The organism is Amycolatopsis coloradensis (assembly GCF_001953865.1).
Taxonomy (GTDB): Bacteria; Actinomycetota; Actinomycetes; order Mycobacteriales; family Pseudonocardiaceae; genus Amycolatopsis; species Amycolatopsis coloradensis.
The window spans coordinates 237,749-261,531 of record NZ_MQUQ01000001.1; the positions used below are offsets into that span (position 1 = coordinate 237,749).

The window sequence follows — 23,783 nt, forward strand, 5'->3', positions numbered from 1 at the left end:
CACGACCGGTGAGGACTCAATTTTCCTTCTTCGCGTGACGGGCGACCCGGACCCGGTTGCCGCACAGCGACGGCGTGCACCAGACCCGCCTGCTGTTGGCCGCCACGAACAGCATCGAGCAGTCGTGCGCACCGCAGCGCTTGAGCAGGTTCGCGCGCGGCCCCGAAACGAGGTCGATCGCGGCCACCGCGGCAGCCGCGAGAGCGATCTCACCACCGTCCTCGCTGTGCCAGGTCGTCTCGGCCCCTCGGGCGGTGAGCCGTGGGCTGACCGGGACAGCGGCCGCGGCCGCGTTGACCCGCTCGACCGCCCACGCCTCGGGCTCCCGCGCGGCCACGGCCGCCTCCAGCACCTCTCGCACCGCTGACCGCAACCGCCGCGTTTGCTCGGCCGACGGCGGCCGAGCGCCTTTAGGCAGCCGGGACGCCTGCGTCGCCCAGAACCAGTCGTGACCGTCGTCGAGCAGGTCGATCGACGGCGAGGCGGCCAGCAGGACGGTGTCCGCGAGGTTCACCGCGAGATCGTCACCGGGAAGCGAGTCGAGATCGAGCATGCCTTGACACTATCAGGTACTAATGGTTCAAGGCAGTTCTAACCATTAGGGAGCGCTCATGGCGGCCATCCGGCACCGTTCAGTCCAGCTCGGCGACGTCGAGGTCTTCTACCGGGAGGCCGGCAATCCCGACGCGCCCGTCCTGCTGTTGCTGCACGGTTTCCCCACCTCGTCGCACCAGTTCGCGGGGCTGATGCGACGGCTCGCCGGGAGATGGCGGCTCGTCGCGCCGGACCTGCCCGGGTTCGGGCAGACCGTGACCCCCGAAGGCTTCCCGTTCACCTTCGACCGGCTCGCGGAGGTACTCGGCGACTTCGTCGAAGCGCTGGGGCTGCGCCGGTACGCGCTCTACGTTTTCGATTTCGGTGCTCCGGCGGGCCTGCGGCTGGCTGTCGCACGCCCTTCGCAGGTCACGGCGCTGATCACGCAGAACGGCAACGCCTACGTCGAAGGACTCGGGCCCGCGATGCCGGACTTCGCGAAGCTGACCGACGAGGCCGAGGCGAAGCGCGGCTTCGCGGAGATCCTCGGGCTGGAACAGATCAAGTGGCAGTACACCGAAGGCGCGCGCGATCCGGAGACCATCGATCCGTCGAGCTACCTGCTGGACCGGTACTTCCTCGACCGTCCCGGTAGGACGGAGGCGATGCAGGACCTGTTGTGGGACTACCGGAACAACCCGCCCGTGTACCCGAAGTTCCAGGCATGGCTGCGGGAAGCACAGCCGCCGGTACTCGCGGTGTGGGGGCGCAACGACCGGTTCTTCGTCCCGGCGGGAGCCGAAGCATTCCGGAATGATGTCCCCTCGGCGGAGGTTCACTTCTTCGATACCGGGCATTTCGCGCTGGAGGAGGACGTCGAACCGATCAGCGAGCTGATCGACCGCTTCCTGGCGGCGCATCACTGAAAGGCAAGGTATGGACACCTCGGTCACCGACCACCTGCTCAGCACGACGCGGTCGGTCCGCCGCAAACTCGACCTGGACCGGCCGGTCGAACCGGAGGTGCTCGACGAATGCCTGCGGCTCGCGTTGCAGGCACCCACGCCGGGCAACCAGCAGGCCTGGCGCTGGCTCGTCGTCCGCGACCAGGGGGTGAAGGACAAGCTCGCGGAGCTGTTCCGGCGAGCCGGGAACGCCTACCTGGAGGCGAACGCCGCCGCGCTGGGTCAAGCGATCACCGAGCCGTCCGTGGCGAGGGCGTTCGCCTCGGGGCAGCACTTGATCGACGTGATCGACCGGGTGCCGGTGTACGTCATCCCGTGCCTGACCGGCAGGCCGAGCGGCGACAACGCGACCGACGCCGCGTTCTACGGCGGCATCTTCCCGGCGGTGTGGAACTTCCAGCTGGCGCTGCGGTCGCGCGGCCTCGGCTCCACGCTCACGACGTATCACCTGACCCACGAGGCGGAAGCGGCCGAGATCCTCGGCATCCCCTCCGATGTCACGCAGATCGGGCTGGTGCCGGTCGCCTACACGACGGTGCCGGACTTCAAGCCCGCGTCGCGCGTGCCGCTGTCGGAAATCGCGTATCTCGACGGCTGGGGCAACACGCTCTAAGCCTTGGACACCCGCAGGGTGACCTGGTCGCCCCCCGAACTCACGGCGACCAGGTCCACCCGGCAGGCGGCGAACTCGACGGACTGCCTGCCGCCCCGTCCGGTGGAGGCGACCTCCGCTGTCGTCCGCTCACCGCGTCCGGGTTCGGCCAGGGTCAGCTCGACCACGGCCTCTCCTTCCCAAACGCAGACCATGCCCGCGCCGCAGCGGGAATCGGACACCAGCCGGGTGAAGCGGACACTGACGTCCTTCGACGCGACCTCGGTCGTGTCACCGACATTGAGGACGACGGTCTCTCCCAGCTCCACGGTGCTCTGGGGTTGCTTCGTGGTGGGTTGAGGCTGCTGCACCGGCGCGGGCTGGGTCGTCGACGGCTGGGTCGCGGCGGGTTGTTCGCGCGCGGCGGAGCTGCCGGACCCGCAGGCGAGACCGGCCAGGGCGCAGAGGACGACGAGCAGCTTCTTGGTGTCCACGAGTTCTGGACGTAACGGAGCCCGCGGTCCGTTGCATCGGCCCTTCAGTTGATCTTGTCGGGCTTCCTCGCGCGCAGGACCGCGGATCCGATCCGCTCTCGTAGTCCGCGAACCGCAACGCCGACTTGCTGACTCCCGGAACGTGCTTGCGCAGGCGTTTGGCCCCGTCGCCGTACCATGTCAGCAGCGCCGAGCACGCCTCGGAATGCAGCAGCAGCCAGAACTTGAGGTCACGCCGACTCCGTCGAACAAGACTCGCCGTCGCTTTTCGGGGTAGGAGTACAACCGCTCCTCGTCGATTCCGTCGGCGTCGACGCTGAAGCCATAGGTGTACCGCGGCCCTTCGGCCGATAGTCGGACCACGAACGTCGTCGGCCGAGTCGCTGCCTCGGGATCGAGCCGGAAGACACCCCTGCCAGAGCCGACGACCCTCAACCCGACCACCGCAGCGGCCATGTACACGAGCCCGTTGAGCAAGTTCGACTTGCCGGAGGCGTTCGCTCCCTAGATCGCCGCCACCGGACGGCGGCGCGCTCGTCGCCCGGCATGGCGGGCTTCAGGAGCATTTCCTGTTCGTCGCGGAACAAATGATGGTGACCAACCGGAAGCCGCGCAGCATCCTGACCACCTCCCTGGCAGAGTTTCATCCAAGGCCGGATCAGTCGTCGTCGGAGGCGTCTCCGCCTCCCCCGTCCCCGCCGCCGCGGATCATGAACAGCACCGACTCCAGTTCCTCCGGCTTGATCAGCACGTCCCGCGCCTTCGAGCCCTCCGAAGGCCCGACGACGCCGCGGCTTTCCAGCAGGTCCATCAGGCGTCCGGCCTTGGCGAACCCGACGCGCAGCTTCCGCTGCAGCATCGACGTCGAGCCGAACTGCGAGGTGACGATCAGCTCGGCGGCCTGGAGGAGGACGTCGAGGTCGTCGCCGATGTCGGAGTCGATCTCCTTCTTCTCGCCGGCCTTCGCCGCGGTGACGCCGTCCTGGTAGTCCGGCTGCGCCTGCTCCTTCGCGAAGTTGACGACGGACGCGATCTCTTCGTCGCCGACGAAGGCGCCCTGGATGCGGACCGGCTTCCCGGCACCCATCGGCAGGTACAGCGCGTCACCCATACCGATGAGTTTTTCCGCGCCCGGCTGGTCGAGGATGACCCGCGAGTCGGTGAGCGAGGAGGTCGCGAACGCCAGCCGCGAGGGCACGTTGGTCTTGATCAGGCCGGTCACGACATCGACGGACGGGCGCTGGGTCGCCAGGACCAGGTGGATACCGGCGGCACGCGCCTTCTGGGTGATCCGGACGATCGCGTCCTCGACGTCGCGTGGCGCGGTCATCATCAGGTCGGCGAGCTCGTCGACGATCGCCATGATGTACGGATACGGCGCGTACACGCGCTCGCTGCCGGGCGGCGCGGTGATCTCGCCCGAGCGCACCTTTTTGTTGTAGTCGTCGATGTGCCGGACCTTGTTGACCTGCATGTCCTGATACCGCTGCTCCATCTCCTCCACCAGCCAGGCCAACGCGGCGGCGGCCTTCTTCGGCTGGGTGATGATGGGCGTGATCAGGTGCGGGATGCCCTCGTACGGGGTCAGTTCGACCATCTTCGGGTCGATCAGGATCATCCGGCACTCGTCCGGCGTCGCCCGTGCGAGCAGCGACACCAGCATCGAGTTCACGAAGCTCGACTTACCGGAACCGGTGGACCCCGCCACCAGCAGGTGCGGCATCTTCGTCAGGTTCGCGGTGACGAAGTGGCCCTCGATGTCTTTGCCGAGCCCGATGACCATCGGGTGGTTGTCCTTGACCGTCGACGGCGCGCGCAGCACGTCGCCGAGGCGCACCATCTCGCGGTCGGAGTTCGGGACCTCGATACCGACCGCGGACTTGCCGGGGATCGGCGCCAGCAGCCGGACATTGTCGGTCGCCACCGCGTAGGCGATGTTCTTGGTCAGCGCGGTGATCTTCTCGACCTTCACGCCGGGGCCGAGTTCGACCTCGTACCGGGTGACGGTCGGGCCCCGCGTGAAGCCGGTGACCTGCGCGTCGACGTTGAACTGGTCCAGTACGCCGGTGATCGCCTCGATCATGGCGTCGTTGGCCTTGCTGCGGGACTTCGGCGCGTCGCCGAGCTTCAGCAGATCCGGCGGCGGGAGCTTGTAGTCGCCTTCGACGGTCCGGGTGACCGCCATGGGCGGCTCGGCCTTCTTCGGCTTCTTTTCTTCGACAGCTTTTTTGGATGAACTCTGCGGAGCGGGCTTCGGCGGGCGCAGTGGCGTCGGCGCTTCGGCCAGCGCGGCTTCGATGTCGAGCTGCTCCGCCGCGTTGTCGCCGGCGCCCTGGCGGCGCCGCGACGGTTTCCGGAGACGGACCGACTTCGGGTCGGCCTCGGTGACGGCTTCGCGTTCGTCGTGGATGGCCTTGCGCTCGGCCTCGGCCTCTTCGATCTCTTCGGGGTCGAGGCCCCAGTTGCGCAGCCGGTGCGGGATCTCCCTGACCGGGGTCCCGGTGAACACGAGCGTGCCGAACAGCAGCACCAGCACCAGCAGCGGTACGGCGACCCAGGTGGTGACGCCCATGGTCAGCAGGCCGCCGGAGAACGCGCCTATCACCCCACCGGCGTACATCCGCGCGTCGTTGGTCTGGGGCAGCGCGGTGAAGATGTGCAGCAGGCCGAGCACGGACAAGATGACCAGGAGGGTGCCGATGACCATCCGCGGCCGGGCTTCCGGCACCGGTTCCGACCGCATCAGCGCGACGGCCGCCACGACCAGGACCAGCGGCAGCGTCACCGCCCCGGCCCCCAGCACCGAGCGGGTGCCGACCTCCACCCAGCCGCCGACGGGGCCCGCGGCCCGCCACCAGACGCCGAACGCGATCACCAGCGCCAGCGCGATCAAGCCGAGTGCGAGACCGTCGCGGCGGTGTTCGGGTTCGAGCTCGCGGCTGCGGCCGACCGTCCTCGCGAGCGTGCCGAGCCCCTTCGCGAGCAGGTTCCAGGTGCCGCGCACGCCCTTGGCGAACGTGCCGGAAGACTTCTTCCTCGGCGCCGGGCGCCGTGGAGCGGGCTTCCTCGCCGCCGTTGTCCTGGGCTTCGCCGGGGTACGCGGCTTTCGCGCCGGCCCCTTGCTGCCGCCGCTTCGCGCCGTACTCCGTTTCCTGGTCGTCGACCCGCTAGCCATGTCTCCACGGTAACCGTCTCGACCCGCCGGCCCCGGGTGCCACTCGGAGCACAGTCGGAACATTCGTCTCAGGTCACAGCTTGAGCGGCCATCCGGGTGAAACGCGGTTCATGACATGCTCTGCCCCATGTTCGCGCTGCATCAGGATGAGAATTCGGCTCGCCGCGCCCCAGCGATCTGGCGCACGATGCTGAACATCGACCGGGGGCTGGTCAATTTCGTCGGCAAACTCACCGTCACCGGCGGTGTCCCGGCGGCCCTGCGCCGGAAACCCTTGCTCATGACGGCCAACCACATCGGCGTGTTCGACGCGTTCGTGCTGATGGCGGCCTGCAAACGGATCGGCATCAACCCGCGGTTCATGCTGGCGGGCGGCATCCTCGACGCGCCGGTCATCGGCCCGGCGCTGCGGGTCAGCGGCCACCTGCGGGTCGACCGCAAGCAGGCGTCGACGGCCATCGGCCAGTTCGCCGACGCGACCGAGGCCCTGCGCACCACCCATGACCCGCTCATCGTCTACCCCGAGGGCCGGATCAGCCACGATCCCGGCCTGTGGCCCGAACGCGGCAAGACCGGCGCCGCCCGGCTCGCGCTGGCTGCCGGGGTACCGGTGATCCCGATCAGCCAGTGGGGCGCGCACGAAGCCGTCTACTGGGGGACGGAGACCATCAACGGCCCCGCCGACCTGGTGCCGCTGGCGAAGTCCGGGCTGAGCGCGCCGATGCGCCGTCCCCGCTTCCAGGTGCACTTCGGCGATCCGGTGGACCTCTCGGAGGTCGAGCCGGAGCGGCCGGGCGCCGGTGTCCGCGCGCACGCCGAGATCATGCAGGCGATCACCGACGGCCTGGTGCCGCTGCGCCGCGGCGAGCTGGACAAGCCGCAGTTCCACGACCCGACGCGGCCGACCGACACCGTCAGCCCCTGGAAGAAGTACTGAGTTCCGGATCCTGGGACGGGTGCTCACCCTCGCCTAAGGTCGGCGGACGTGAGCACCCGCATCCTCGTCGTCTACTACAGCGCGACCGGCAACACCGCGAAACTGGCGTCGGCGCTGGCAGGCGGCGCCCGTGAAACCGACGCCGAAGTCCGTGTCCGCACGGTTCCCGAAACGGCCCCGCCCGATGCGGTGGCGAGCAATCCGCGCTGGCAGGCCTGGATGGACGCCGGTCCGCACCATGCCCTCGCGACACTGGAAGACCTGGAGTGGGCCGACGGTTTCGCGGCCGGGAGCCCGACCCGGTTCGGTGGCCCCGCCGCCCAGCTGAAGTCCTTTTTGGACAGTACCGGCGGCCTGTGGGCCAAGGGAAAGCTGGCGAACAAGGTCGCGACGTCGTTCACCACCGCGTCCACCGCGCACGGCGGGCTCGAAGCGACGGTGCTGGCGACGAACAACATCTTCTACCACTGGGGCGCCATCGTCCTGCCGCTCGGCTACACCGACCCGCGGCTGCTCGAATCGGGCAATCCGTACGGCGGCTCGTTCGTCTCGCGCAAGTCGGCCGAACCCGACGACCTCGCCCTGGACGCCCTTCGCCTCCAGGGGCGACGGCTCGCCACCGTCTCGCGCTATATCGCCGACGGCCTCCTCAAGGACGGGTGAAGGGAACCGCTCGCCCGTCTCCCGCGTCGTAGGGTGGTCACACAACGTCACGCTACGGGGAGGAAGCGGGATGACCGGCGGGTACGAGGTGGTCCTGGAAGCGATCGGCGCCGCGTCGAACGCGGCGGAACGGGCTTCGGGCGACGTCGGGCAGGTGAACCTCGCGGCCACACTCGCCGATGTGGCGGCAGTCCTGCCAGGCGGTGTGTCCGGCGAAGCGGCGCGACTGCTCGCGGACGCCTGGGGCCGCGCGGTGCCCGGCTGGGCGGCGAACGCCTCGGAGTACGCCGCGCAACTCGACGAAGCCGCCGTCCGTTACCGCTCGAACGAGCTGGCGGCGTCCCGGGAACTCCCCGTCTGATGCTCGCCTGGGGCGACGTGCGCCGATGGGATCCGGCCGCGATCGGCGCTGTCGCCGACGCGCTCGGCGACGGCTGCACCCGGATCATCGCCGTGAACGACGACGTCGAGTCCATGGCGCGGTTCCCCGGCTGGACCGGCGAGGCCGCCACCGCCGCGTCGACGCGGGCCGAATCGCTGACTTCCACCCTGGAACAACTGGTGGTCGAAGCGGCCGCGGTCCGGCGGGGCGCGCACGAGGTGCAGATCGCGCTGGACCGGATCGTCGCGTTCGTGCGGGAGACCGACGAACTCGCTTCCCGGAACGGCCTGACCATCGGCGCCGGTGGGGAGATCACTTCTTCCGGTGGGCCTTCGGAGCCGCGGGTGATGGCGGAACTCGCCGACCGGATCGAGCAGATCCTGCGCCGCGCCACCGACGTCGACGCCGATTTCGCCGCCATCCTGCGGCGGGCCCTTCGCGGGGAGAACACCGAACAGGGAGTCGGCACCCTCGCCCAAGCCGCGGACGCCGGCGCCGCGCAAAGTGGCCTGTCGATCATCGGGCCGCCGGAGAACGGCTCCCCCGGCGACAACAAGTCCTGGTGGGACAGCCTGTCGGATACGGCGAAAGTCGCTGTGCTGCAAGGAAATCCGGGTCTCATCGCAATCTCGACGGTATCCCGGCCACCGACCGCGACGCCGCCAACCGTGCCGTCCTCGCCAGTGAAATCGCGCGGTTCCAAAGCGATCCGAAGGTGAAAGGCCTGGAAGCCATCGCGCGGCGGCTGGACCAGCCGGAACCGCGGGCGTTCCTGCTGGGGCTGGACACCGGCGGCGACGGGAAGGCGATCGTGTCCGCCGGGAACCCGGACACGGCGGCGAACGTGGCGGCGAACGTGGCGACGTACGTGCCGGGGACCGGGTCGGAACTGGCGAAGATCGGCGGCGACCTGAACCGCTCCGACAAGATGTGGGCCACCGCGACGACCGCGGGCTCCCCGTCGACCGCGGTGATCACCTGGCTCGGCTACGACGCCCCGGACGGGCTCACCGACGCCGCGAGCGAGAAGTACGCCGATGGCGGTAAAGCCGCGCTCGCCGGATTCCAGGACGGGCTGAGGGAAACGCGTCAAGGGCCGCCGTCGCACAACACGGTGCTGGGCCACAGCTACGGCACGACGGTCGTCGGCCACGCCGCCCGCGACGGCGGCCTCGCCGCGGACGAACTCGTCTTCGTGGCGAGCCCGGGTGTCGGCGCGCACGACGTGAGCGAACTGCACCTCGATGGGGTGGGCCAGGGCGACGTCGGCAAGCATGTGCACGCGACGGTGGCCGAACACGACATGATCGCTCTGGCGAACCTCGAGGTCGCCGGGTACGACCTGGTGCTCGGGCAGGACCCGACCGACGCGGACTTCGGCGGGCAGGTGTTCACCTCGGCGCCGGGAACGGACGGGTTCGGCGGGTACAGCCAGGAAGCGCACAGCGAATACTGGGAAGACAACAACCCTTCGTTGACCAACCTCGGCCAGATCATCGCCGGATTGCCGACGACATGAACAACCGGGCTCTTCCGGCCATCCTCGTCCTGCTGATACTTTCGGCGGCTTGTTCCCCTGGAGGTGGGAGCGAAATGAAATCGACGATCACCGAGCAGCAGGCTTACGACAAGGTCGAGAACTACATTCAGGGCGCGTTCGCGGCCTTGCCTGCCCCCGCCGAGTTGAAGTTGTTCACGCGGAACCGTTCGGAGTGCACCGACCCCACCGACAAGGGCCCGCAGGGCCGTTTCGAGATCTCCGCTACTTATGAGGTCGTCGGACTGGACTCCGCGCGGTTCCCCGAGCACTTCGTGGCGATCAGCAAATGGTGGGAATCGCACGACTTCGAGGTTTTGACCGACTCGCGGCCGACAATTCAATACCTCTTCGCGCGCAACACCGGCGATGCCTTCGACATGTCGCTCAAGGCGAACGATCTCGGCAAGTTCTATGTCGGTGCGACCTCCCCCTGCGTCTGGCCGAACGGCACTCCCGAACCGCAAGCTCCCGAGGCACCTGCCGCCGCTCCCCCGGAGCCGGAACCCGAACCCGCTCCGGCCCGCAAGCCCCGCCGCGCTCCCGTCGACGATGCAGACTTCGACCAAACCGACTGGGCCGACGGCGGCACCTCCTTCTGACGTCGCAGTCCACGATGGACGGCCATCGGAACAGCACGTCGCTCTTCGGCCTGACCCCGATGTGGCATGGGGTGCGCTGAGTGCGCCCGATGCCCCATCGGGTGCAGGCCGGCGCGACCCAGCCGGTGGGAAAACGGCTGGCGCCGCCACCACCTGGCCTCTACCCTCCGGCCGTGACCGCCGAACTCGCCGCCCCCTCCCGGCACGTCGCGCGCCGCGGCCGGGGCATCGTGCTCATCCTGCTCGCCGCGCTCTTCTTCGGGACGTCGGGCGTGCTGGGCAAACCGGCGATGCGGGCGGGGCTGTCGCCGGAGCAGGTCGCGGCGATCCGGATCGGGCTGTCGGCGATCGTGCTGCTCGCGCTGGTCGCGGTGTTCCGGCCGAGACTGCTCAAAGTGGCGAAACACGAGTGGCCGCTGCTGCTGGCGTACGGCTCGCTCGGCGTGGCGGGCGTGCAGCTCATGTACTTCCTCGCGGCGGGCCGGATCCCGGTCGGGATCGCGATTCTGCTCGAGTTCACCTCGCCGGTGCTGATCGCGCTGTGGGTCCGGTTCGTGCGGCGGGTGCGGTTGCCGAGGGCGATGTGGGCGGGGATCGCGCTGGCGATGACCGGGTTAGTCCTGGTCGCGCAGGTCTGGGAGGGCCTCACCCTGGACGTCCTCGGGTTGCTCGCCGGGCTCGGCGCGGCGTTCTGTTCGGCGGGGTACTTCCTGCTCGGGGAGCGCGGCGTCGCGAACCGGGATCCGCTCGGCATGGTGACCTGGGGGATGACGATCGGCGCGGTCCTCGTCTGCGCGGTCGCGCCACCGTGGACGATTCCGTGGGAAGTCCTCGCCGCGCCGACCTCGTTCGGACCGTGGCGGCCGCCGGTGTGGTCGCTGCTGATCGCGCTGGTGCTGATCGCGACCGTGCTGGCCTACGCGACCGGTATGACCGCGCTGCGCCATCTTCCGGCGTCGGTGGCGAGCGTCGTGGGGCTGGTGGAGCCGCTGGTCGCCGCCACGGCGGCCTGGCTGCTGCTGGGTGAGGCGCTCAGCTGGATCCAAGCCGCGGGCGCGGTGGTGCTGCTGACCGGCGCGTACATCGTCCAGCTGAATTCCCACGTGGTCCAGACGGACTCAACCTTGCTGGAAGCCCCGTAGGTCGCTGATCTCCTGCTGTTGCGAACGCGACGTCGTCGCGGCGAGGTCGCGGGCGTCGGGGTTGCGGCCGTGCCGGGTTTCGGCGTCGGCGATGCGGACGCCCGCCTCGCGCTGCTTCTGCAACCGCGAGACGAACTTGCGGTCGAAGTCCTTTCCGGACAGTCCGGCCAGTTCCGCCATGTCGTCAGGGCCGAGGTAGCCGTCGCGCTGGACGTGTTCGAGGTTCGGGTCGTCCGGCGCCGGCTGGCCCCAGGACTCGATGAGCGCCGACAGCCGCGCGATCTCCGGTTCGTGTGTGTCGATGACCCGCTTGGCGAGGGCCTTCAGCTGGGCGTTCTCGGCGCGGGTTTCCGCCAGGGAAGCCAGATCCACACCCTGCTGGTGATGCGCGAGGGCCTGCCGCGCGAACGCGACGTCGGCGTCGTTGAACGGAACGGCGGCCTGCTGCGCCGGCGGTGACGACCCGGGAGGCGCCGTCTGCGACTGGGGTGCCCCGTCCGAGCAGCCGGCCAGCACGGCGGCCAGGGCGACGGCAGGCAGTAACCGGAGGACGGCGTGCGGCATCGAAGTGCTCCTCGGAACGCGCGGTGGAGGTGCCTAGGTTCGCAGAGCCCGCATCGGCCTGTTCACCGGGGGTTGCGCAAACACTTTTCCTCCGGTCCTTGCGGTGCGAAAATTCCGCGATTCACCGCCATGGTGTCAGGAGGTGACCGCGAATGGGCGCAAAACCACTCCGGACCGGACCACCGAGCGGGCGGACCTGCGGCAACGCCACGTCCGGATGATCGCGCTCGGCGGCATCATCGGCGCGAGCCGCCGTCCTCTCCTACGCCATCGGCGGCTTGATCGTCGTGCTGGTGATGCGGATGCTCGGCGAAATGGCGACGGCCGCGCCGTCACAGGGTTCCTTCATGGAGTACGCGCGGACCTCGCTCGACGGCTGAGCGGGTTTCACCGTCGGCTGGCTGTACTTGTACCTGGATTCCCGTTGTACCGCAATGGATCTTCTCGCTCGTGCTGATGCTGCTGCTGACCGCGGCCAACCTCGCCTCGGCCCGTTCGTTCGGGGAGACGGAGTTCTGGCTCGCGTCGGTCATAGAGTCCGGTCTGCCCCTCCCTTAAGGGAAGGCTGCGACCTGCGGCGTATTCGAACCCTCCCGAGGCGGGAGGTGCCCGGGAGCGGATCGCGGAACACTTGCCCCGTAAGGAAACACTCGAAACCGGGGGAATCCGTGATGAACCGGCCCACTCGCGCCGAACAGCGCAAAGCCCGCAACGCCCTCTTCGGTCAACTGATCACGGTCGCCTTCGCCCTGCTGATGGTCGCGGCGACTCGCTAGTCCTTGCGCGGCAGAAGGCGTCCCTGAGCGACCGGCGAAGCCGCCTGGACATACCAGGACGACGGCCACGAGTCCGCGTCGCCGGGCCGCTCCACCCGGGCGTCGGAGAAGTCGGGGACTTCCGAAAAATCGGCGTCGGCGAACGTGATCGTCCCGGCGAACAGCGCGCCGCTGAAGCTGGCGTAGTGGGGGAAGCTCGCCTCGCGGAAGTCGGTGTCGCCGGTGAAGTGCGCGCGATCGAAGTTCGCGAAGCGCGGGAATCGGGCACGCCGGAAGTTCCCGCCGACGATCGCGGCGTCCCGGAAGTCGGCACCGACGAGGTCGCAGTCCGCGAAGTCCGGCTCGACGAGGACCGCGTCCTGGAGTTCCAGCTCCTCGACTTCCCGGAATTCGGGGCCACCGGATCGCCGGAGATGCCGGGTGAGGAGGCTCTGCGCGACGAGGCGGATCGCGAACTCCTCCTCGTCTTCGACGGGGAACAGGAAGGGCCTGCGCAGGTAAGCGCAGGTCAGCTCGATGACGTCTTCGTGAGCGTCGGCGTCTTCTCGCCCGTACTGATCAAGTTCCGCGAAGCCTTCCAGGCGCTCCGCGGCAGCCTCGCTCTCCAGCTTTCCGGCAGCACGTTCCCAGCGCTCCCGCCGGCGGCCGACGGCGATCTGTTCGGGCCGTTCCCGCCGGTCGCGGCGAACGCCTTCGATGACCATCCGGGCGACGTAGACCGCCCCGATCCCGAGTGCGACGCCCGCCAGCGCCGCCACGACGTGTACCCCCACCATCATGAGGCGATTATGCGCGTGAAGGCCCGTCCTCGACCGAGTTGGCTCTTCCGGGATCTGTGAAGGACTCCTTAAGGGACCCAGAGTCTCTCAAGGAGTCCTTCACGGACCTGCACCCAGCGTCTGGGCTAGACCGGGATAACCGTCGGCACGATCATCGGACGGCGCCGGTAGGTGTCGGCGACCCAGCGGCCGACGACGCGGCGCACGGCCTGCGCGATGCGGTGCGTGTCGGTGATGCCCTCGGCCTCGGTCCTGGCGAGTTCCATCTCCACCATCGGCAGCACGGCGTCGAGTGCCTTCGGGTCGTCGGAGAACCCGCGCCCGGACACGGTCGGCCGGGTCACCGCGCGGCCGGTGCTGGTGTCCACGGCGACGGTGATCGCGATGAAACCGCCTTCGCCGAGCACGAGCCTGTCGGACAGGGTCGACTCGCCGACGTCGCCGACCGAGAGGCCGTCGACGTACACGTGCCCGACCTCGACCCGGCCGGTCCGCGTGGCCTTGCCGTCGACGAGGTCGACCACCACACCGTCCTCGGCGATGACCACGTTCTCCGGCGCGACACCGGTGCGCACGGCCAGTTCGCCATTGGCGCGCAGGTGCTTCCACTCACCGTGCACCGGCATGACGTTGCTGGGGCGCACCGCGTTGTACAGGTACAGCAGCTCGCCCGCCGACGCGTGCCCGGACACGTGCACCTTGGCGTTGCCCTGGTGGACGACGTTCGCGCCGAGCCGGGTGAGGCCGTTGACGACGCCGAAGACCGCGGTTTCGTTGCCCGGGATCATCGAGCTGGCCAGCACGACGGTGTCACCGGCGCGGATCGAGATCTGCCGGTGCTCGCCGCGCGCCATCCGCGACAGCGCCGACAGCGGCTCGCCCTGCGAACCGGTCGACACGAACAGCACCTTGCTCTCGGGTAGGTCGCTGGCCTGGTCCAGGTTGACCAGCAGGCCGTCCGGCACGTTCAGCAGGCCGAGGTCGGCGGCGATGCCCATGTTCCGGACCATCGACCGGCCGACGAAGGCGACCCGGCGGCCGTGCCGCACGGCGGCGTCGAGCACCTGCTGGACGCGGTGCACGTGGCTCGCGAAGCAGGCGACGATCACGCGCTGGCCGACCTTGCGGACGACGTCGTCGAGCACCGGGCCGATGTCGCGTTCCGGCATGACGAACCCGGGCACCTCGGCGTTGGTCGAGTCGACGCAGAACAGGTCCACGCCCTCGTCGCCGAGCCGGGAGAACCCGGCGAGGTCGGTCAGCCTGCCGTCGAGCGGGAGCTGGTCGAGCTTGATGTCACCGGTGTGCAGCACGACCCCTGCGGGCGTGCGGATGGCCACCGCGAGCGCGTCCGGGATCGAGTGGTTGACCGCGAAGAACTCGAGGTCGAAGGCGCCGACCGTGCGGCGCTCCCCCTCGCGGACCTCGATCAGGTTCGGCCGCTGACGGTGCTCCTTGGCCTTGGCCGCGAGCAGCGCGTTCGTGAACCGCGAACCGTAGATCTTCAGGTCCGGGAAGAGCCGCAGCAGGAACGGGACGGCACCGATGTGGTCCTCGTGCCCGTGGGTGAGGACGAGTCCGTCGATGTCCTCCAGGCGGTCTTCGATCGCGCGGAAGTCGGGCAGGATCAGGTCGACGCCGGGCTGGTCGTCTTCGGGGAAGAGGACACCGCAGTCGACGATCAGCAGACGGCCGCCGAATTCGAAGACGGTCATGTTGCGGCCGACTTCGCCGATCCCGCCGAGCGCCACGACGCGCAAGGCGCCTTCGGGCAGCGCGGGCGGCGGGGTGGTCGGTCCGGGTCCGGTTGGCAATGAAGTCACCGAGGCATGGTCCCAACGCTGGTATGTGAGGTCGGCGCCGTGTAGGCCGCCGCTGAATCTGCTTGTGCCACCCGAGCACCATGCCAGTCGCCGGCGGCGCTTTCGCCGAGCGGCACGCCACCCTGGGCGAGATCGGCGGAAATCGCCTGGAGCTGCTCTTCGTTCGGGGGGACGATCGGAAGTCGCGGGTCGCCGATGTCGAACCCGCGAAGCCGCAGGGCCGCCTTCGAGAACGCGACGCCGCCGACGCGGGACATCGCCCGCAGGACGGGCAGCATGCCGCGGTGGTTGGTGCGCGCGGTGGAGGTGTCGCCGGATTCGTAGGCGTCCATCATGCCGCGGATGCGGCCCGCCGCGACGTGCCCGATCACGCTGACCACGCCCGCGCCACCGACGGAGATCCACGGCAGGTTGAGGCCATCGTCACCGGAGTAGTAGGCGAGCGGCGAGTTCGCGATGACCTCGGAGCCGGCGATCAGGTCGCCCTTGGCGTCCTTGACCGCGAGGATGCGCGGGTGCTCCGAAAGTCGCAGCAGCGTGTCGACCTCGATCGGGACGATCGACCGCGGCGGGATGTCGTAGAGCATCACCGGCAGGCCGGTCGCGTCGGCGACCGTGGTGAAGTGCGCGTAGAGCCCGGCCTGGCTGGGGCGGGAGTAGTACGGCGTGACGACGAGGATGCCGTGCGCGCCCGCCGCTTCGGCCTGCTTCGCCTGCTCGATGCTGTGCGCGGTGTTGTTCGTGCCCGCGCCCGCGACGATGGTCGCCCGGTCGCCGACGGCCTCGACGACCGCGCGGATCAGCTCGGCCTTTTCGGCGTCGGTCGTGGTGGGGCTCTCCCCGGTCGTGCCGTTCACGACGAGACCGTCGTTGCCCAGTTCCACGAGGTGTTCGGCCAGCTCCTGCGCCCGCTTCAGGTCCAGCGCGCCGTCGGCGTCGAAGGGGGTGGCCATCGCGGTGAGCACGCGCCCGAACGGTCTTCCCGGCGCTGCGGTTGGTGGAGTGGACATGGTGTGAAGGTACCTCCTGAGGCCGTCTGTCCCCTTGCCGACGTGGTCGTTCCCGGAAATGCGGGAGATTTTCCGTGGCGAAGGCGAACTCGGCGCAAACTCTTTGTGACCTATTTGACCTTGGTGGTGATCTGCTTCGGGATCTGGCTGCCGTCGACCTTGGCCAGCAGGCAGAGGAACCCGCGGGAGTAGTTCCGATTCTCCTCATTGGGCGGACGGAGCCATTCGGCCTCGGTCGGGACGACCGGACGCCAGATCAGGGACGACCGCTGCTCCGCCGGGACGACGTTCGAGTTGAACGTCACCGAGCACAGCGCTTCGGCGATCCGGTTGACCGCTTCGGCGCCCGGATACCCGGCTTCCTGGGCATCGTCATCGGAGGAGGACTCGACGTCGAGCAGGCTTCCCTTGGCGAAGACCTCCAGCAGGTGGTCGTCGCTGCAGCTGGTCCCGTTGTTCAGGTTGATGCCCTCTTTGAGCGGCACGTTGTAGCAGTCGCCGGAGGAACCGAGTTTGACCTGGCCGTTGATGCCGTAGGTCAGCGTGGGCTGCGCCTGGTTGTTCCCCTCCGGCGTGGCCATCCAGCGGCCGAGGAAGATCCCGCCGACCAGTGCGCCGATCACCGCGACCGCGGCCAGGGTGATCCACAAAGGACGCAGGTTGCGCTTGGCGGGCGCGGGCGCGAGCCGGGTCATCGGCCGGCCGGGCTGCATCATCGCGGTGCCGCCGGAGGGCGGCGTCGGCTGGGCCTGCACGCCCTGCGCGGCCGCGAACAGGCTGCGCACCTGGTCGTACGACATCCGCGCTTCGGGTTTGGTGACCAGCAGGCCGAGGATCGCGGCGGCCAGCGGGCCCTGGACCCGGGTCAGGTACGGCGCCTCGGTCATGATCGCGTGCAGCGTGGCCGCCGTGGTCGACCGTTCGAACGCGACGATGCCCTCGGCGGCGAAGAACAGCGTCGTGCCCAGCGACCAGAGGTCGGATTCGGGCATCGCGTCGCGGCCTTCGACCCGCTCCGGCGCCATGAACGCGGGCGAGCCGACGATCATGCCGCTGGTGGTCAGGCGCGGGTCGTCGGTGGCGTGCGCGATGCCGAAGTCGGTCAGCTTCACCCGGCCGTCCGGCGCGACCATGATGTTCGCGGGTTTGACGTCGCGGTGCACGATCCCGGCGGCGTGCGCGGCCCGGAGCGCGGACAGCACCCGCTCCCCCACCAGCGCGACCTGCTGGGCGGGCAGGGGTCCGCGCTCGCGGACCAGATCGGCCAGCGTCGGCGCCTCGACCAGCTCCATCACGATGTACGTGGCGCTGTTCTCGGTGACGACGTCGTACACGGTGACCACGGCCGGGTCGTTGAGACGCCCGGCGGAGCGGACCTCGCGCAGCATCCGCTCCGTGAGCACCGAGGCGTCCTCGGGAGCGTTCGGGAACTTCAGCTCCTTGATCGCCACCTGACGGCCGATCACCTGGTCCTGAGCGCGCCAGACGATCCCCATCCCGCCGCGGCCGAGCTCGCCCAGCAGGGCGTAACGGCCTGCGACGATCCGCGCGCCGGCGGCCTGATACGTCTGCTGGGGCGGCGGCCCGTACGGACGGGTCTTTTCGTCGGTCAAGGTTTCGGCGCTCCTTCGGTTCGCGCAGGATGCTAACTCGGACCTGTTCGCGCGCCGAAAGGTTCCTTCTTCCTATCGCCGGGATTCAGACCGTGACCTCGTGCCCGGACTCCCGGAGCGCCTTCACCGCGCGCTCCAGCTCAGGGGCCCGGACCAGCACGTGATCGGTGTCGAAAGTGGACATCGAGAACAGCGCCACCCCGGCGGCGGCCAGTTCGCTCGACAGCGCCGCGATGATGCCGGTCAGCGTGAAGGCCAGCGGCCCGCGGACCGACAGCAGCCGCCAGCCGTCCTCGACGGTGGCACCGGCAGGCGCGAGACCCGCCGGGCAGATCACCGACAGCTCCTCCGGCGTCCGCGTGATGGAGATCAGGACAGGCTCGCCGGGATCGAGCAGGTTCGCCGGAATCGGCGCGTCCGGGGCGAGGCGGGCGACCGCGTATTCGCCTGGCCGGACGTCGATCGCGAGGCGTCGCATCAGCCCTCGAGGACCTTCGGGCTGGACGCGACCTCGGTGCCGTCGGGCAGCGCGGAAATGGTGAAGTCCGCGAACACGTTGCCCGAGGCCTTCTGCAGTTCGCGCAGGCAGTCGATGGCCAGGGCGCGGATCTCGACGTCGGCGTGCTCGGTGGCGCGCATCGCGATGAAGTGGCGCCAGGCTCGGTAGTTGCCGGTGACCACGATGCGGGTCTCGGTCGCGTTCGGCAGCACGGCTCGGGCGGCCTGGCGGGCCTGCTTGCGGCGTAGGGTCGCGCTCGGCACGTCGGCGAACTTTTCCTCGAGCCCGGCGAGCAACTCGGTGTAGGCGTCGACGGCGGCCTGCGAGGCGGCGAGGAACTTCGCGTGCAGCTCCGGGTCCTGCGCGATGACGTCGGGCTCGACGAACGCGGCGTCGCGCTCCGGGACGTAGCGCTGCGAAAGCTGCGAGTAGGAGAAGTGCCGGTGACGGATCAGCTCGTGCGTCAGCGACCGGGAGATGCCGGTGATGTAGAAGCTGACGGATCCGTGCTCCAGCACCGACAGGTGGCCCACGTCGATGATGTGCTCGAGGTAGCCGGCGTTGGTGGCCGTCTTCGGGTTCGGCTTCTTCCAGGACTGGTAGCAGGCCCGGCCCGCGAATTCGGCCAGCGCCTCACCACCGTCGGCATCGGTCGACCACGGTACGTCCGACGGCGGGAAGAACTCCGTCTTCGCGATCAGTTGAACCTTGGGTGACACGGTCTCGGCCACGTTCGCACTCCCTTTCGACCCCTGCTCCACGACTCCGGGCAGCGTAACCGCAGCCATCTCTGACACCTCGGCGACATCATGGTGACGTCATTGGCTCCTTGACTGACATCACAAGTGACGTCATAGTGGTGTCATGGATCTGACGCCGTACATCACAAGCCTTCGCGAGGACCTCGCGAACACGGCTTCGGCCGGCGACGAGCAGACGCGGCGCGCTGCCGCGCTGCTGTCGTCGGCACTGGAGCCTGCCGCCCGACTGACCATCATGAACGCCCTCGCGGACTTGGCCGCCGAAGTGACCTCGGCGCTGCCGGGGCATGTCGTCGACGTCCGGCTCGATGGCCGCGACGTGCGCGTCGTCGTCACCGGCTCCGGCGAGACCACTGAGCAGTCCGCACCCCGCAACGAGGCGCCGCGAGAGGCTCCGCGCGCCCCCAAGGTGGACACGGGCGACATCACACGAATCACGCTACGCCTGTTCGAGCAGGTCAAAGGCCAGGCCGAAGCCGCGGCCGCCTCTCAAGGCGTTTCGCTGAACACGTTCGTCTCGCAGGCCGTCCAGGGGGCGCTGGGCAAGAGCGGCAGCGAGCACTGGCAGTACAAGCAGAAGCCGGGCGGCGGTGCCGGTTCGCACCTGCACGGCTGGGTCCAGGGCTGAGGGGGACGAAATGACCGAGGAAAGCATTCCCGCCGGTGAAGAGACCGTGCGCGTCGAAGACTTCGAGGCCGACGGCCCGATCGAGATCGACGTGAGCGTGGCCATCGGCCGAGTGACCGTCGACCTGACCGGTGAGAGCGGTATCCACGCCGAGGTCCGCCGTGACGGCGGCGAGCAGCAGCCGTGGGTCGACGGGATGACGAGCCTGCTCAGCTGGGTCGGGGAACGCTTCGGCGACCAGCTCGGCGGCCCGCAGGGAGCGTCGGCGGGCGACGCCGTGGCGCAGACGCGGATCGAGAAGGTCGGCAACCGGCTGGTCGTCCAGGCGCCGAAGGCCTGGCAACTGAAGAACGTCCCGCTCGCCGTGACCGTCCGTGCCCCCGCCGGTTCGCACTTGGAGGTGCGGGCCGGGGCGGCCGCCGTCACGGTGACCGGGTCCGCGGGGCGGGCCGACATCCTCACGGGATCCGGCGACGTCGGCCTGGAGCGGGCGGACGGCTCGGCGATCGTGCGCACCGGCACCGGCGACATCAAGCTCGGCCCGACCCTGTCCGGCCTGCAACTCCGCACCGGCAGCGGCCACGTCGAGGCGTCCTCGGTGAGCGGTTCGGCCACGGTCGCGACCGGTACCGGCAACGTCTGGCTCGGCGAGGTCGCGGGCGAGGTCCTGGCGCGCACCGGCAGCGGCGACCTCTCGGTGGCCGACGCCGCCTCCGGATCGCTGGAGCTGACCACCGGATCGGGCGAGGTCCGGGTCGGGATCCGCGGCGGTGTCGCCGCCGAAATCGACCTGTCTTCGACGACCGGCTCGGTGTCGAGTGAGCTGGATGTCGCGGAGAGCGCCCCTTCCGAGGTCTCGCTGAAGGTGCGGGCGCGGACCGGGACCGGCGACGCGGTGGTGACCAGCGCGGCCAGGTGAGGCCGCGAGCTGCGGGGGGGGATCAAGGGACCTTTGCTCTCACTTTTCCACGGGGGTGGGAGCAAAGGTCCCTTGCTCCACCAGTCACGTCGATGGCGCGTGAAGGCCCCCTTCCCTCGGCTCAGCCGAAGAAACTCGACCTTCACACCTTCCCGAAGTACATGAAGGACCCCTTCACTGCGCCTAGCGCAGTGAAGGGGTCCTTCATGTACTTCAGGTGACCAGGGCGTCGGTGCCGGAAGGCTCGGGGTGGGCGTGAGTGGCGAAGGAAGCCTTCGCGGGCGCTCCTGAGAAACCGGATGCCATGAAGCCCGTCAGCGCACCAGTCGCGCGAGCACCGGAGCGAGGGCGCCCCGCTCCCCCACCACGACCCCGTCCAGCCCCTGCCACTCCGCCATCAGCCGCAGCTCCCCGGCCAGCTCACTCGCGACCCGGGCGACGTCCACCCCAGGCTCGGCGAAGGCGCCCTGAACGCGAAGCACTCCGGCGGCCCGATCGCATTTGAGGTCGACGCGGCCGACGAGTTCGCCGTCCAGCAGGAACGGGAAGACGTAGTAGCCATAGATCCGCTTCGGCTCGGGGACGTAGATCTCGATGCGGTAGAAGAAGTCGAAGATGCGCTCGGTCCGGGCGCGTTCCCAGATCAACGGGTCGAACGGCGACAGCAACGCGCGACCGGTGACCGTGCGAGGTGTCTTCGCCGCCATGTGCCGATACGCCGGCGCGGGCCAGCCGTCCACGGTCACCGGTTCCAGCACCCCCGCGTCGACCAGTTCGGCCACCGCTCGCTTGCTGACGTCGGGACCCAGGCGGTAGTAGTCCCGCAGGTCCGGCTCGGTGCCGACGCCCAGCGCGACGGCCGCCCGGGTGATCAGTTCGCGGGCGCCCTCCTCCGGGCTCACCCGGCGCGACAGGATCTCCGGCGGCACCACGCGTTCGGTCAGGTCGTACAACCGCTCGAACGACCGGCGCGTGCCGGTGGTCAGCTGCCCCATGCCGAAGAGCCACTCGCAGGCCTTCTTGACCTCCGAGCGCTCCCACCACGAGCCGGGTCTGTAGCCGCCCGAGTCGCTTTCCAGGGCGCGCTCGATGCCACCCGCGCCGATCGGCCCCCGCTCCTTGACCACGGTGAGGATGTCGTCCACCAGCCGCGGTGTCTGCTCCAGCACACGCGCGTAGTTCGTCCACCAGCCCATGCGCTTCGCCCCGGACCGCAGCAACGGCCAGTCCTCCACCGGCAGCAGGCTCGCCTCGTGCGCCCACGATTCGACCAGCAGCCGGGGTTTGCGCGCGGAATGCGACCAGGCCGCGTCGTCCACCAACGTGGGCTCGTACGCGCCGAGACGCGAGAAGATCGGCATGTAGTGCGCGCGGACCGCGACGTTCACCGAATCCAGCTGCAGCAACTGGGTTCGCGACAGCACGCGTTGCAGATGCCGCCTGGTCACCGCGCCGCTGGGCCGCGCGTCGGCGAACCCTTGTGCGGCCAACGCGATCCGGCGCGCGACCGGCCCGCTGAGGGTCGTAGTGCTCATCGTCGGAATGGTGCCATCCGCCACCGACAGTTTCCGGCGGTATCAGTGGATTCTCCGCATTCCTCCCCGCTACCGCCCTCACCGGAGGAGCTTCGCTCCGCTGTAGGTTCTCCTCATGGCCGCCGCCGAAGTCCGCCCCGCCGTCGTGTCCGACGCTCCCGAGATCGCCCGCATCCAGCACGACACCTGGCGAAGCGCCTACACGGAACTGCTCGGCGAAGCAGCTGTCGCCGAACTCGACGTCGTGGAGCTCGAAAAGACCTGGGCCGAGACGATCGAATACCCGGGGACGCGTGTCTTCCTGGCCACCGAAGGCGAGTTCACCGTCGGCTTCTGCGTCGCGGGCAGGGCGCCGGAGAGCGAAGTGGCCGCCGCGGACGGATCGCTGCCCGACGACGCCGCGACGACCGCGCTCATCGCGTCCCTGCTGGTCGAGCCGCGCTGGGGACGGCGCGGGCACGCGGGCCGGCTGCTCGCGAACGCGTCCACCTGGCTGCGCGAGGACGGCGCCACGCGCGGGATCAGCTGGGCCGCCCAGACCGATCACGCGTCACTGGGCTTCTTCCGCCGCGCGGGCTGGTCCCCCGACGGAACCGTCCGCATCCTCGACACCGGAAGCACGAACGTGCGCGAAGTCCGGCTCACCGGCACCCTCGCCCTCGAGCTCACTCCCTGACTTCGCGAACACGACCCAGCGCATCACCGAGTACATGAAGACGCCTTCGCACGCCCCGGCGATCAGCCGGGAGAGGCGATAGTCGACGCCCAACGCGGCCAGTCCCGCGCCGACGCCGAGCAGGAACGCCACGTAGTTGATGACGATCGCGACGACGTACAGCACCGCCTGCCTGCCCACGGGCGCGTGCGAGCGGAAGTTCATGCTGCGGTTCAGCACGAAACTCAGCCCGAACGCGACCCCGTACGCGAGCGTGATCGCCAGCCACACCGGCAGGCCGAGCCAGCCGCGGAGCAGGGTCAGCAGGAGCAGGTCGACCCCGAAGGTGAACCCGTTGATGAGCGCGAAACCGAGGAAACTCGGCGCCACCAGCCGGGAAAGCCCGAAGGGGAGGCGCCGGACCACGGCCGCGCAGAAGTCGGCGAAGCGATCCGCGAAACCCTTGCCGCGGACCGCGTCGTGCACGTCGGCCACGGATCCAGCATGGCAGCGCCAGATGGCCGCGAGCCGACGAAGAGGTGATCTTCTGGTGCGGCCCCGAAACCGGGAACGGGGGTTATCCCCAGTGCGTCCTGGTTTTCAACTGATAGCTTGGAGAAGACGAAGATAACGGGGAGGCAACGATGGTGGGCTGGTTGCTCCTGTCGTTCGGCGTCGCCTTCGGCTCGGCGATCCTTCCCATCGTCAGCATCGAGATGTTCCTCATCGGCCTGTGCGCGAGCGAGCCGACGCTGCCGTGGCTGCTGCTCGGTGCCGTCGTCGCGGCCGGTCAGGTCGGCGGGAAGACGCTCTACTACCTCGCCGCGAAGGGCACGATCAAGCTGCCGAAACCCCTGCACGACCGGCTCCACCGGGAGCGGCCGCCCACCCCGCGCCGGGAAAGATGGCAGGCGCGCACCAAGAAGATGCGCGCCCGGCTCGACGCCCTTCGCGAACGCTGCCACCGGCATCCGCACTGGATGGCGGGCACGTACGGGGTGAGTTCGGTCATCGGCCTGCCGCCGTACATGGCCACGAGCGTGCTCGCGGGGCTGGTGAAGATGCCCCTGGCGAGCTTCCTGGCCACCGGTTTCCTGGGCCGCTGGCTGCGGTTCAGCCTGCTGGCCGCCTCCCCCGCCCTGTTCGCCGGCTGGTTCCACTACTGAGTCCGCCGCGTCACGGGCCGCGTTTCGTCCTC

General features: G+C 69.3%; 26 protein-coding genes and 2 pseudogenes. 15 read left to right on the forward strand and 13 right to left on the reverse strand.

What is annotated here, in order from left to right; genetic code table 11:
• Positions 1 to 16 precede the first annotated feature (16 nt).
• The gene (locus tag BS329_RS01125) at positions 17 to 553 is read right to left on the reverse strand and encodes an ABATE domain-containing protein (RefSeq protein WP_076154869.1); all 537 of its coding nucleotides are present in this window, start codon (positions 551 to 553) and stop codon (positions 17 to 19) included.
• 58 nt (positions 554 to 611) lie between these two features.
• Between BS329_RS01125 and BS329_RS01130 the strand changes: the two genes are divergently transcribed.
• Positions 612 to 1,460 carry an alpha/beta fold hydrolase gene (locus BS329_RS01130; RefSeq protein ID WP_076154871.1) on the forward strand — a complete coding sequence of 283 codons (849 nt, stop codon included), beginning with the start codon at positions 612 to 614 and terminating at the stop codon, positions 1,458 to 1,460.
• A 10-nt stretch (positions 1,461 to 1,470) separates the two neighbouring features.
• The gene (locus tag BS329_RS01135; RefSeq protein WP_076154873.1) at positions 1,471 to 2,112 is read left to right on the forward strand and encodes a nitroreductase family protein; all 642 of its coding nucleotides are present in this window, start codon (positions 1,471 to 1,473) and stop codon (positions 2,110 to 2,112) included.
• Here BS329_RS01135 and BS329_RS01140 read toward each other — a convergent pair.
• The 3 genes from BS329_RS01140 to BS329_RS01150 all read right to left on the reverse strand — a co-directional run bounded on the left by BS329_RS01140 (position 2,109) and on the right by BS329_RS01150 (position 5,589).
• Positions 2,109 to 2,585 (reverse strand): hypothetical protein, encoded by a 477-nt coding sequence (locus tag BS329_RS01140; protein ID WP_076154875.1) that lies wholly within the window; start codon positions 2,583 to 2,585, stop codon positions 2,109 to 2,111. The two genes, BS329_RS01135 and BS329_RS01140, sit on opposite strands and share 4 nt — an antisense overlap.
• 180 nt (positions 2,586 to 2,765) lie before the next feature.
• A complete protein-coding gene (locus BS329_RS45460; RefSeq protein ID WP_143252783.1) occupies positions 2,766 to 3,041 on the reverse strand; it encodes a hypothetical protein in 276 nt (91 codons plus the stop codon).
• A gap of 202 nt (positions 3,042 to 3,243) precedes the next feature.
• On the reverse strand, positions 3,244 to 5,589 hold the full coding sequence (locus tag BS329_RS01150; RefSeq protein WP_076154879.1) for a DNA translocase FtsK: 2,346 nt from the start codon (positions 5,587 to 5,589) through the stop codon (positions 3,244 to 3,246).
• On the opposite strand from BS329_RS01150, the gene BS329_RS44290 reads away from it, so the two are divergent.
• From BS329_RS44290 to BS329_RS01185, 8 genes are all read left to right on the forward strand, one after another.
• Positions 5,579 to 5,773 carry a hypothetical protein gene (locus tag BS329_RS44290; protein ID WP_076154881.1) on the forward strand — a complete coding sequence of 65 codons (195 nt, stop codon included), beginning with the start codon at positions 5,579 to 5,581 and terminating at the stop codon, positions 5,771 to 5,773. The genes BS329_RS01150 and BS329_RS44290 overlap by 11 nt on opposite strands.
• A gap of 114 nt (positions 5,774 to 5,887) precedes the next feature.
• Positions 5,888 to 6,697: a lysophospholipid acyltransferase family protein gene (locus BS329_RS01160; protein ID WP_076154883.1), complete on the forward strand. Its 810-nt coding sequence runs from the start codon at positions 5,888 to 5,890 to the stop codon at positions 6,695 to 6,697.
• A gap of 48 nt (positions 6,698 to 6,745) precedes the next feature.
• Entirely contained in the window at positions 6,746 to 7,360 is a 615-nt protein-coding gene (gene wrbA, locus BS329_RS01165) for an NAD(P)H:quinone oxidoreductase (protein ID WP_076154885.1), read from the forward strand.
• Between the two features lie 70 nt (positions 7,361 to 7,430).
• A complete protein-coding gene (locus tag BS329_RS01170; protein ID WP_076154887.1) occupies positions 7,431 to 7,721 on the forward strand; it encodes a hypothetical protein in 291 nt (96 codons plus the stop codon).
• On the forward strand, positions 7,721 to 8,461 hold the full coding sequence (locus tag BS329_RS44295) for a hypothetical protein (protein ID WP_244196987.1): 741 nt from the start codon (positions 7,721 to 7,723) through the stop codon (positions 8,459 to 8,461). Before BS329_RS01170 ends, BS329_RS44295 begins: the two co-directional genes overlap by 1 nt.
• Positions 8,458 to 9,261, forward strand: a complete 804-nt coding sequence (locus BS329_RS44300) for an alpha/beta hydrolase (protein ID WP_244196988.1) — start codon at positions 8,458 to 8,460, stop codon at positions 9,259 to 9,261. Before BS329_RS44295 ends, BS329_RS44300 begins: the two co-directional genes overlap by 4 nt.
• Positions 9,262 to 9,335: 74 nt before the next feature.
• The gene (locus BS329_RS01180; protein ID WP_076154889.1) at positions 9,336 to 9,881 is read left to right on the forward strand and encodes a hypothetical protein; all 546 of its coding nucleotides are present in this window, start codon (positions 9,336 to 9,338) and stop codon (positions 9,879 to 9,881) included.
• Positions 9,882 to 10,054: 173 nt separating this feature from the next.
• Positions 10,055 to 11,023: an EamA family transporter gene (locus tag BS329_RS01185; RefSeq protein ID WP_076155113.1), complete on the forward strand. Its 969-nt coding sequence runs from the start codon at positions 10,055 to 10,057 to the stop codon at positions 11,021 to 11,023.
• Here the strand turns inward: BS329_RS01185 and BS329_RS01190 are convergent.
• Positions 11,000 to 11,587 (reverse strand): DUF305 domain-containing protein, encoded by a 588-nt coding sequence (locus BS329_RS01190; protein ID WP_076154891.1) that lies wholly within the window; start codon positions 11,585 to 11,587, stop codon positions 11,000 to 11,002. The genes BS329_RS01185 and BS329_RS01190 overlap by 24 nt on opposite strands.
• A gap of 217 nt (positions 11,588 to 11,804) precedes the next feature.
• Between BS329_RS01190 and BS329_RS01195 the strand changes: the two are divergent.
• A pseudogene (locus tag BS329_RS01195) lies at positions 11,805 to 12,118 on the forward strand (GABA permease); the annotation flags it as partial.
• Positions 12,119 to 12,359: 241 nt separating this feature from the next.
• Here BS329_RS01195 and BS329_RS01200 read toward each other — a convergent pair.
• The 6 genes from BS329_RS01200 to thyX all read right to left on the reverse strand — a co-directional run bounded on the left by BS329_RS01200 (position 12,360) and on the right by thyX (position 18,818).
• On the reverse strand, positions 12,360 to 13,142 hold the full coding sequence (locus BS329_RS01200) for a pentapeptide repeat-containing protein (RefSeq protein ID WP_076154893.1): 783 nt from the start codon (positions 13,140 to 13,142) through the stop codon (positions 12,360 to 12,362).
• Between the two features lie 125 nt (positions 13,143 to 13,267).
• Positions 13,268 to 14,965: a ribonuclease J gene (locus BS329_RS01205; RefSeq protein WP_076154895.1), complete on the reverse strand. Its 1,698-nt coding sequence runs from the start codon at positions 14,963 to 14,965 to the stop codon at positions 13,268 to 13,270.
• The gene (dapA, locus tag BS329_RS01210) at positions 14,962 to 15,975 is read right to left on the reverse strand and encodes a 4-hydroxy-tetrahydrodipicolinate synthase (RefSeq protein WP_076154897.1); all 1,014 of its coding nucleotides are present in this window, start codon (positions 15,973 to 15,975) and stop codon (positions 14,962 to 14,964) included. The genes BS329_RS01205 and dapA overlap by 4 nt, the downstream gene beginning before the upstream one ends.
• 110 nt (positions 15,976 to 16,085) lie before the next feature.
• Positions 16,086 to 17,588, reverse strand: coding sequence for a serine/threonine-protein kinase (locus tag BS329_RS01215; RefSeq protein WP_076154899.1), 1,503 nt, complete (start codon positions 17,586 to 17,588; stop codon positions 16,086 to 16,088).
• Positions 17,589 to 17,673: 85 nt separating this feature from the next.
• The gene (locus BS329_RS01220) at positions 17,674 to 18,066 is read right to left on the reverse strand and encodes an ACT domain-containing protein (protein ID WP_076154901.1); all 393 of its coding nucleotides are present in this window, start codon (positions 18,064 to 18,066) and stop codon (positions 17,674 to 17,676) included.
• On the reverse strand, positions 18,066 to 18,818 hold the full coding sequence (thyX, locus tag BS329_RS01225; protein WP_005156312.1) for an FAD-dependent thymidylate synthase: 753 nt from the start codon (positions 18,816 to 18,818) through the stop codon (positions 18,066 to 18,068). The genes BS329_RS01220 and thyX overlap by 1 nt, the downstream gene beginning before the upstream one ends.
• A 133-nt stretch (positions 18,819 to 18,951) precedes the next feature.
• Between thyX and BS329_RS01230 the strand changes: the two genes are divergently transcribed.
• Both BS329_RS01230 and BS329_RS01235 read left to right on the forward strand, forming a co-directional pair.
• Positions 18,952 to 19,476 (forward strand): toxin-antitoxin system HicB family antitoxin, encoded by a 525-nt coding sequence (locus BS329_RS01230; protein WP_076154903.1) that lies wholly within the window; start codon positions 18,952 to 18,954, stop codon positions 19,474 to 19,476.
• Positions 19,477 to 19,486: 10 nt separating this feature from the next.
• Complete coding sequence (locus BS329_RS01235; RefSeq protein ID WP_076154905.1) at positions 19,487 to 20,395, forward strand: DUF4097 family beta strand repeat-containing protein; 909 nt, start codon at positions 19,487 to 19,489, stop codon at positions 20,393 to 20,395.
• A 314-nt stretch (positions 20,396 to 20,709) separates the two neighbouring features.
• On the opposite strand, the gene BS329_RS01240 is transcribed toward BS329_RS01235, so the two are convergent.
• Positions 20,710 to 21,930 carry a winged helix-turn-helix domain-containing protein gene (locus tag BS329_RS01240; RefSeq protein ID WP_076155115.1) on the reverse strand — a complete coding sequence of 407 codons (1,221 nt, stop codon included), beginning with the start codon at positions 21,928 to 21,930 and terminating at the stop codon, positions 20,710 to 20,712.
• A gap of 115 nt (positions 21,931 to 22,045) precedes the next feature.
• Between BS329_RS01240 and BS329_RS01245 the strand changes: the two genes are divergently transcribed.
• Positions 22,046 to 22,606 (forward strand): GNAT family N-acetyltransferase, encoded by a 561-nt coding sequence (locus tag BS329_RS01245; RefSeq protein WP_076154907.1) that lies wholly within the window; start codon positions 22,046 to 22,048, stop codon positions 22,604 to 22,606.
• A 66-nt stretch (positions 22,607 to 22,672) separates the two neighbouring features.
• Here BS329_RS01245 and BS329_RS44305 read toward each other — a convergent pair.
• A pseudogene (locus tag BS329_RS44305) lies at positions 22,673 to 23,080 on the reverse strand (GtrA family protein); the annotation flags it as partial.
• 149 nt (positions 23,081 to 23,229) lie between these two features.
• On the opposite strand from BS329_RS44305, the gene BS329_RS01255 reads away from it, so the two are divergent.
• Positions 23,230 to 23,751 (forward strand): YqaA family protein, encoded by a 522-nt coding sequence (locus BS329_RS01255; RefSeq protein ID WP_076154910.1) that lies wholly within the window; start codon positions 23,230 to 23,232, stop codon positions 23,749 to 23,751.
• Positions 23,752 to 23,783: the final 32 nt, after the last annotated feature.

Excerpts from the sequence above, each read along its gene's own strand:
- BS329_RS01220 (WP_076154901.1), bottom strand. The coding sequence starts at position 18,066 with ATGCGACGCCTCGCGATCGACGTCCGGCCAGGCGAATACGCGGTCGCC.
- BS329_RS01180 (WP_076154889.1), top strand. The coding sequence starts at position 9,336 with ATGAAATCGACGATCACCGAGCAGCAGGCTTACGACAAGGTCGAGAAC.
- BS329_RS01125 (WP_076154869.1), bottom strand. The coding sequence starts at position 553 with ATGCTCGATCTCGACTCGCTTCCCGGTGACGATCTCGCGGTGAACCTC.
- BS329_RS01160 (WP_076154883.1), top strand. The coding sequence starts at position 5,888 with ATGTTCGCGCTGCATCAGGATGAGAATTCGGCTCGCCGCGCCCCAGCG.
- BS329_RS01190 (WP_076154891.1), bottom strand. The coding sequence starts at position 11,587 with ATGCCGCACGCCGTCCTCCGGTTACTGCCTGCCGTCGCCCTGGCCGCC.
- BS329_RS01170 (WP_076154887.1), top strand. The coding sequence starts at position 7,431 with ATGACCGGCGGGTACGAGGTGGTCCTGGAAGCGATCGGCGCCGCGTCG.
- BS329_RS01200 (WP_076154893.1), bottom strand. The coding sequence starts at position 13,142 with ATGATGGTGGGGGTACACGTCGTGGCGGCGCTGGCGGGCGTCGCACTC.
- BS329_RS01230 (WP_076154903.1), top strand. The coding sequence starts at position 18,952 with ATGGATCTGACGCCGTACATCACAAGCCTTCGCGAGGACCTCGCGAAC.
- BS329_RS01240 (WP_076155115.1), bottom strand. The coding sequence starts at position 21,930 with ATGAGCACTACGACCCTCAGCGGGCCGGTCGCGCGCCGGATCGCGTTG.
- BS329_RS01255 (WP_076154910.1), top strand. The coding sequence starts at position 23,230 with ATGGTGGGCTGGTTGCTCCTGTCGTTCGGCGTCGCCTTCGGCTCGGCG.
- BS329_RS01245 (WP_076154907.1), top strand. The coding sequence starts at position 22,046 with ATGGCCGCCGCCGAAGTCCGCCCCGCCGTCGTGTCCGACGCTCCCGAG.
- BS329_RS45460 (WP_143252783.1), bottom strand. The coding sequence starts at position 3,041 with ATGGCCGCTGCGGTGGTCGGGTTGAGGGTCGTCGGCTCTGGCAGGGGT.
- BS329_RS44295 (WP_244196987.1), top strand. The coding sequence starts at position 7,721 with ATGCTCGCCTGGGGCGACGTGCGCCGATGGGATCCGGCCGCGATCGGC.
- BS329_RS01135 (WP_076154873.1), top strand. The coding sequence starts at position 1,471 with ATGGACACCTCGGTCACCGACCACCTGCTCAGCACGACGCGGTCGGTC.
- dapA (WP_076154897.1), bottom strand. The coding sequence starts at position 15,975 with ATGTCCACTCCACCAACCGCAGCGCCGGGAAGACCGTTCGGGCGCGTG.
- BS329_RS01235 (WP_076154905.1), top strand. The coding sequence starts at position 19,487 with ATGACCGAGGAAAGCATTCCCGCCGGTGAAGAGACCGTGCGCGTCGAA.
- BS329_RS01130 (WP_076154871.1), top strand. The coding sequence starts at position 612 with ATGGCGGCCATCCGGCACCGTTCAGTCCAGCTCGGCGACGTCGAGGTC.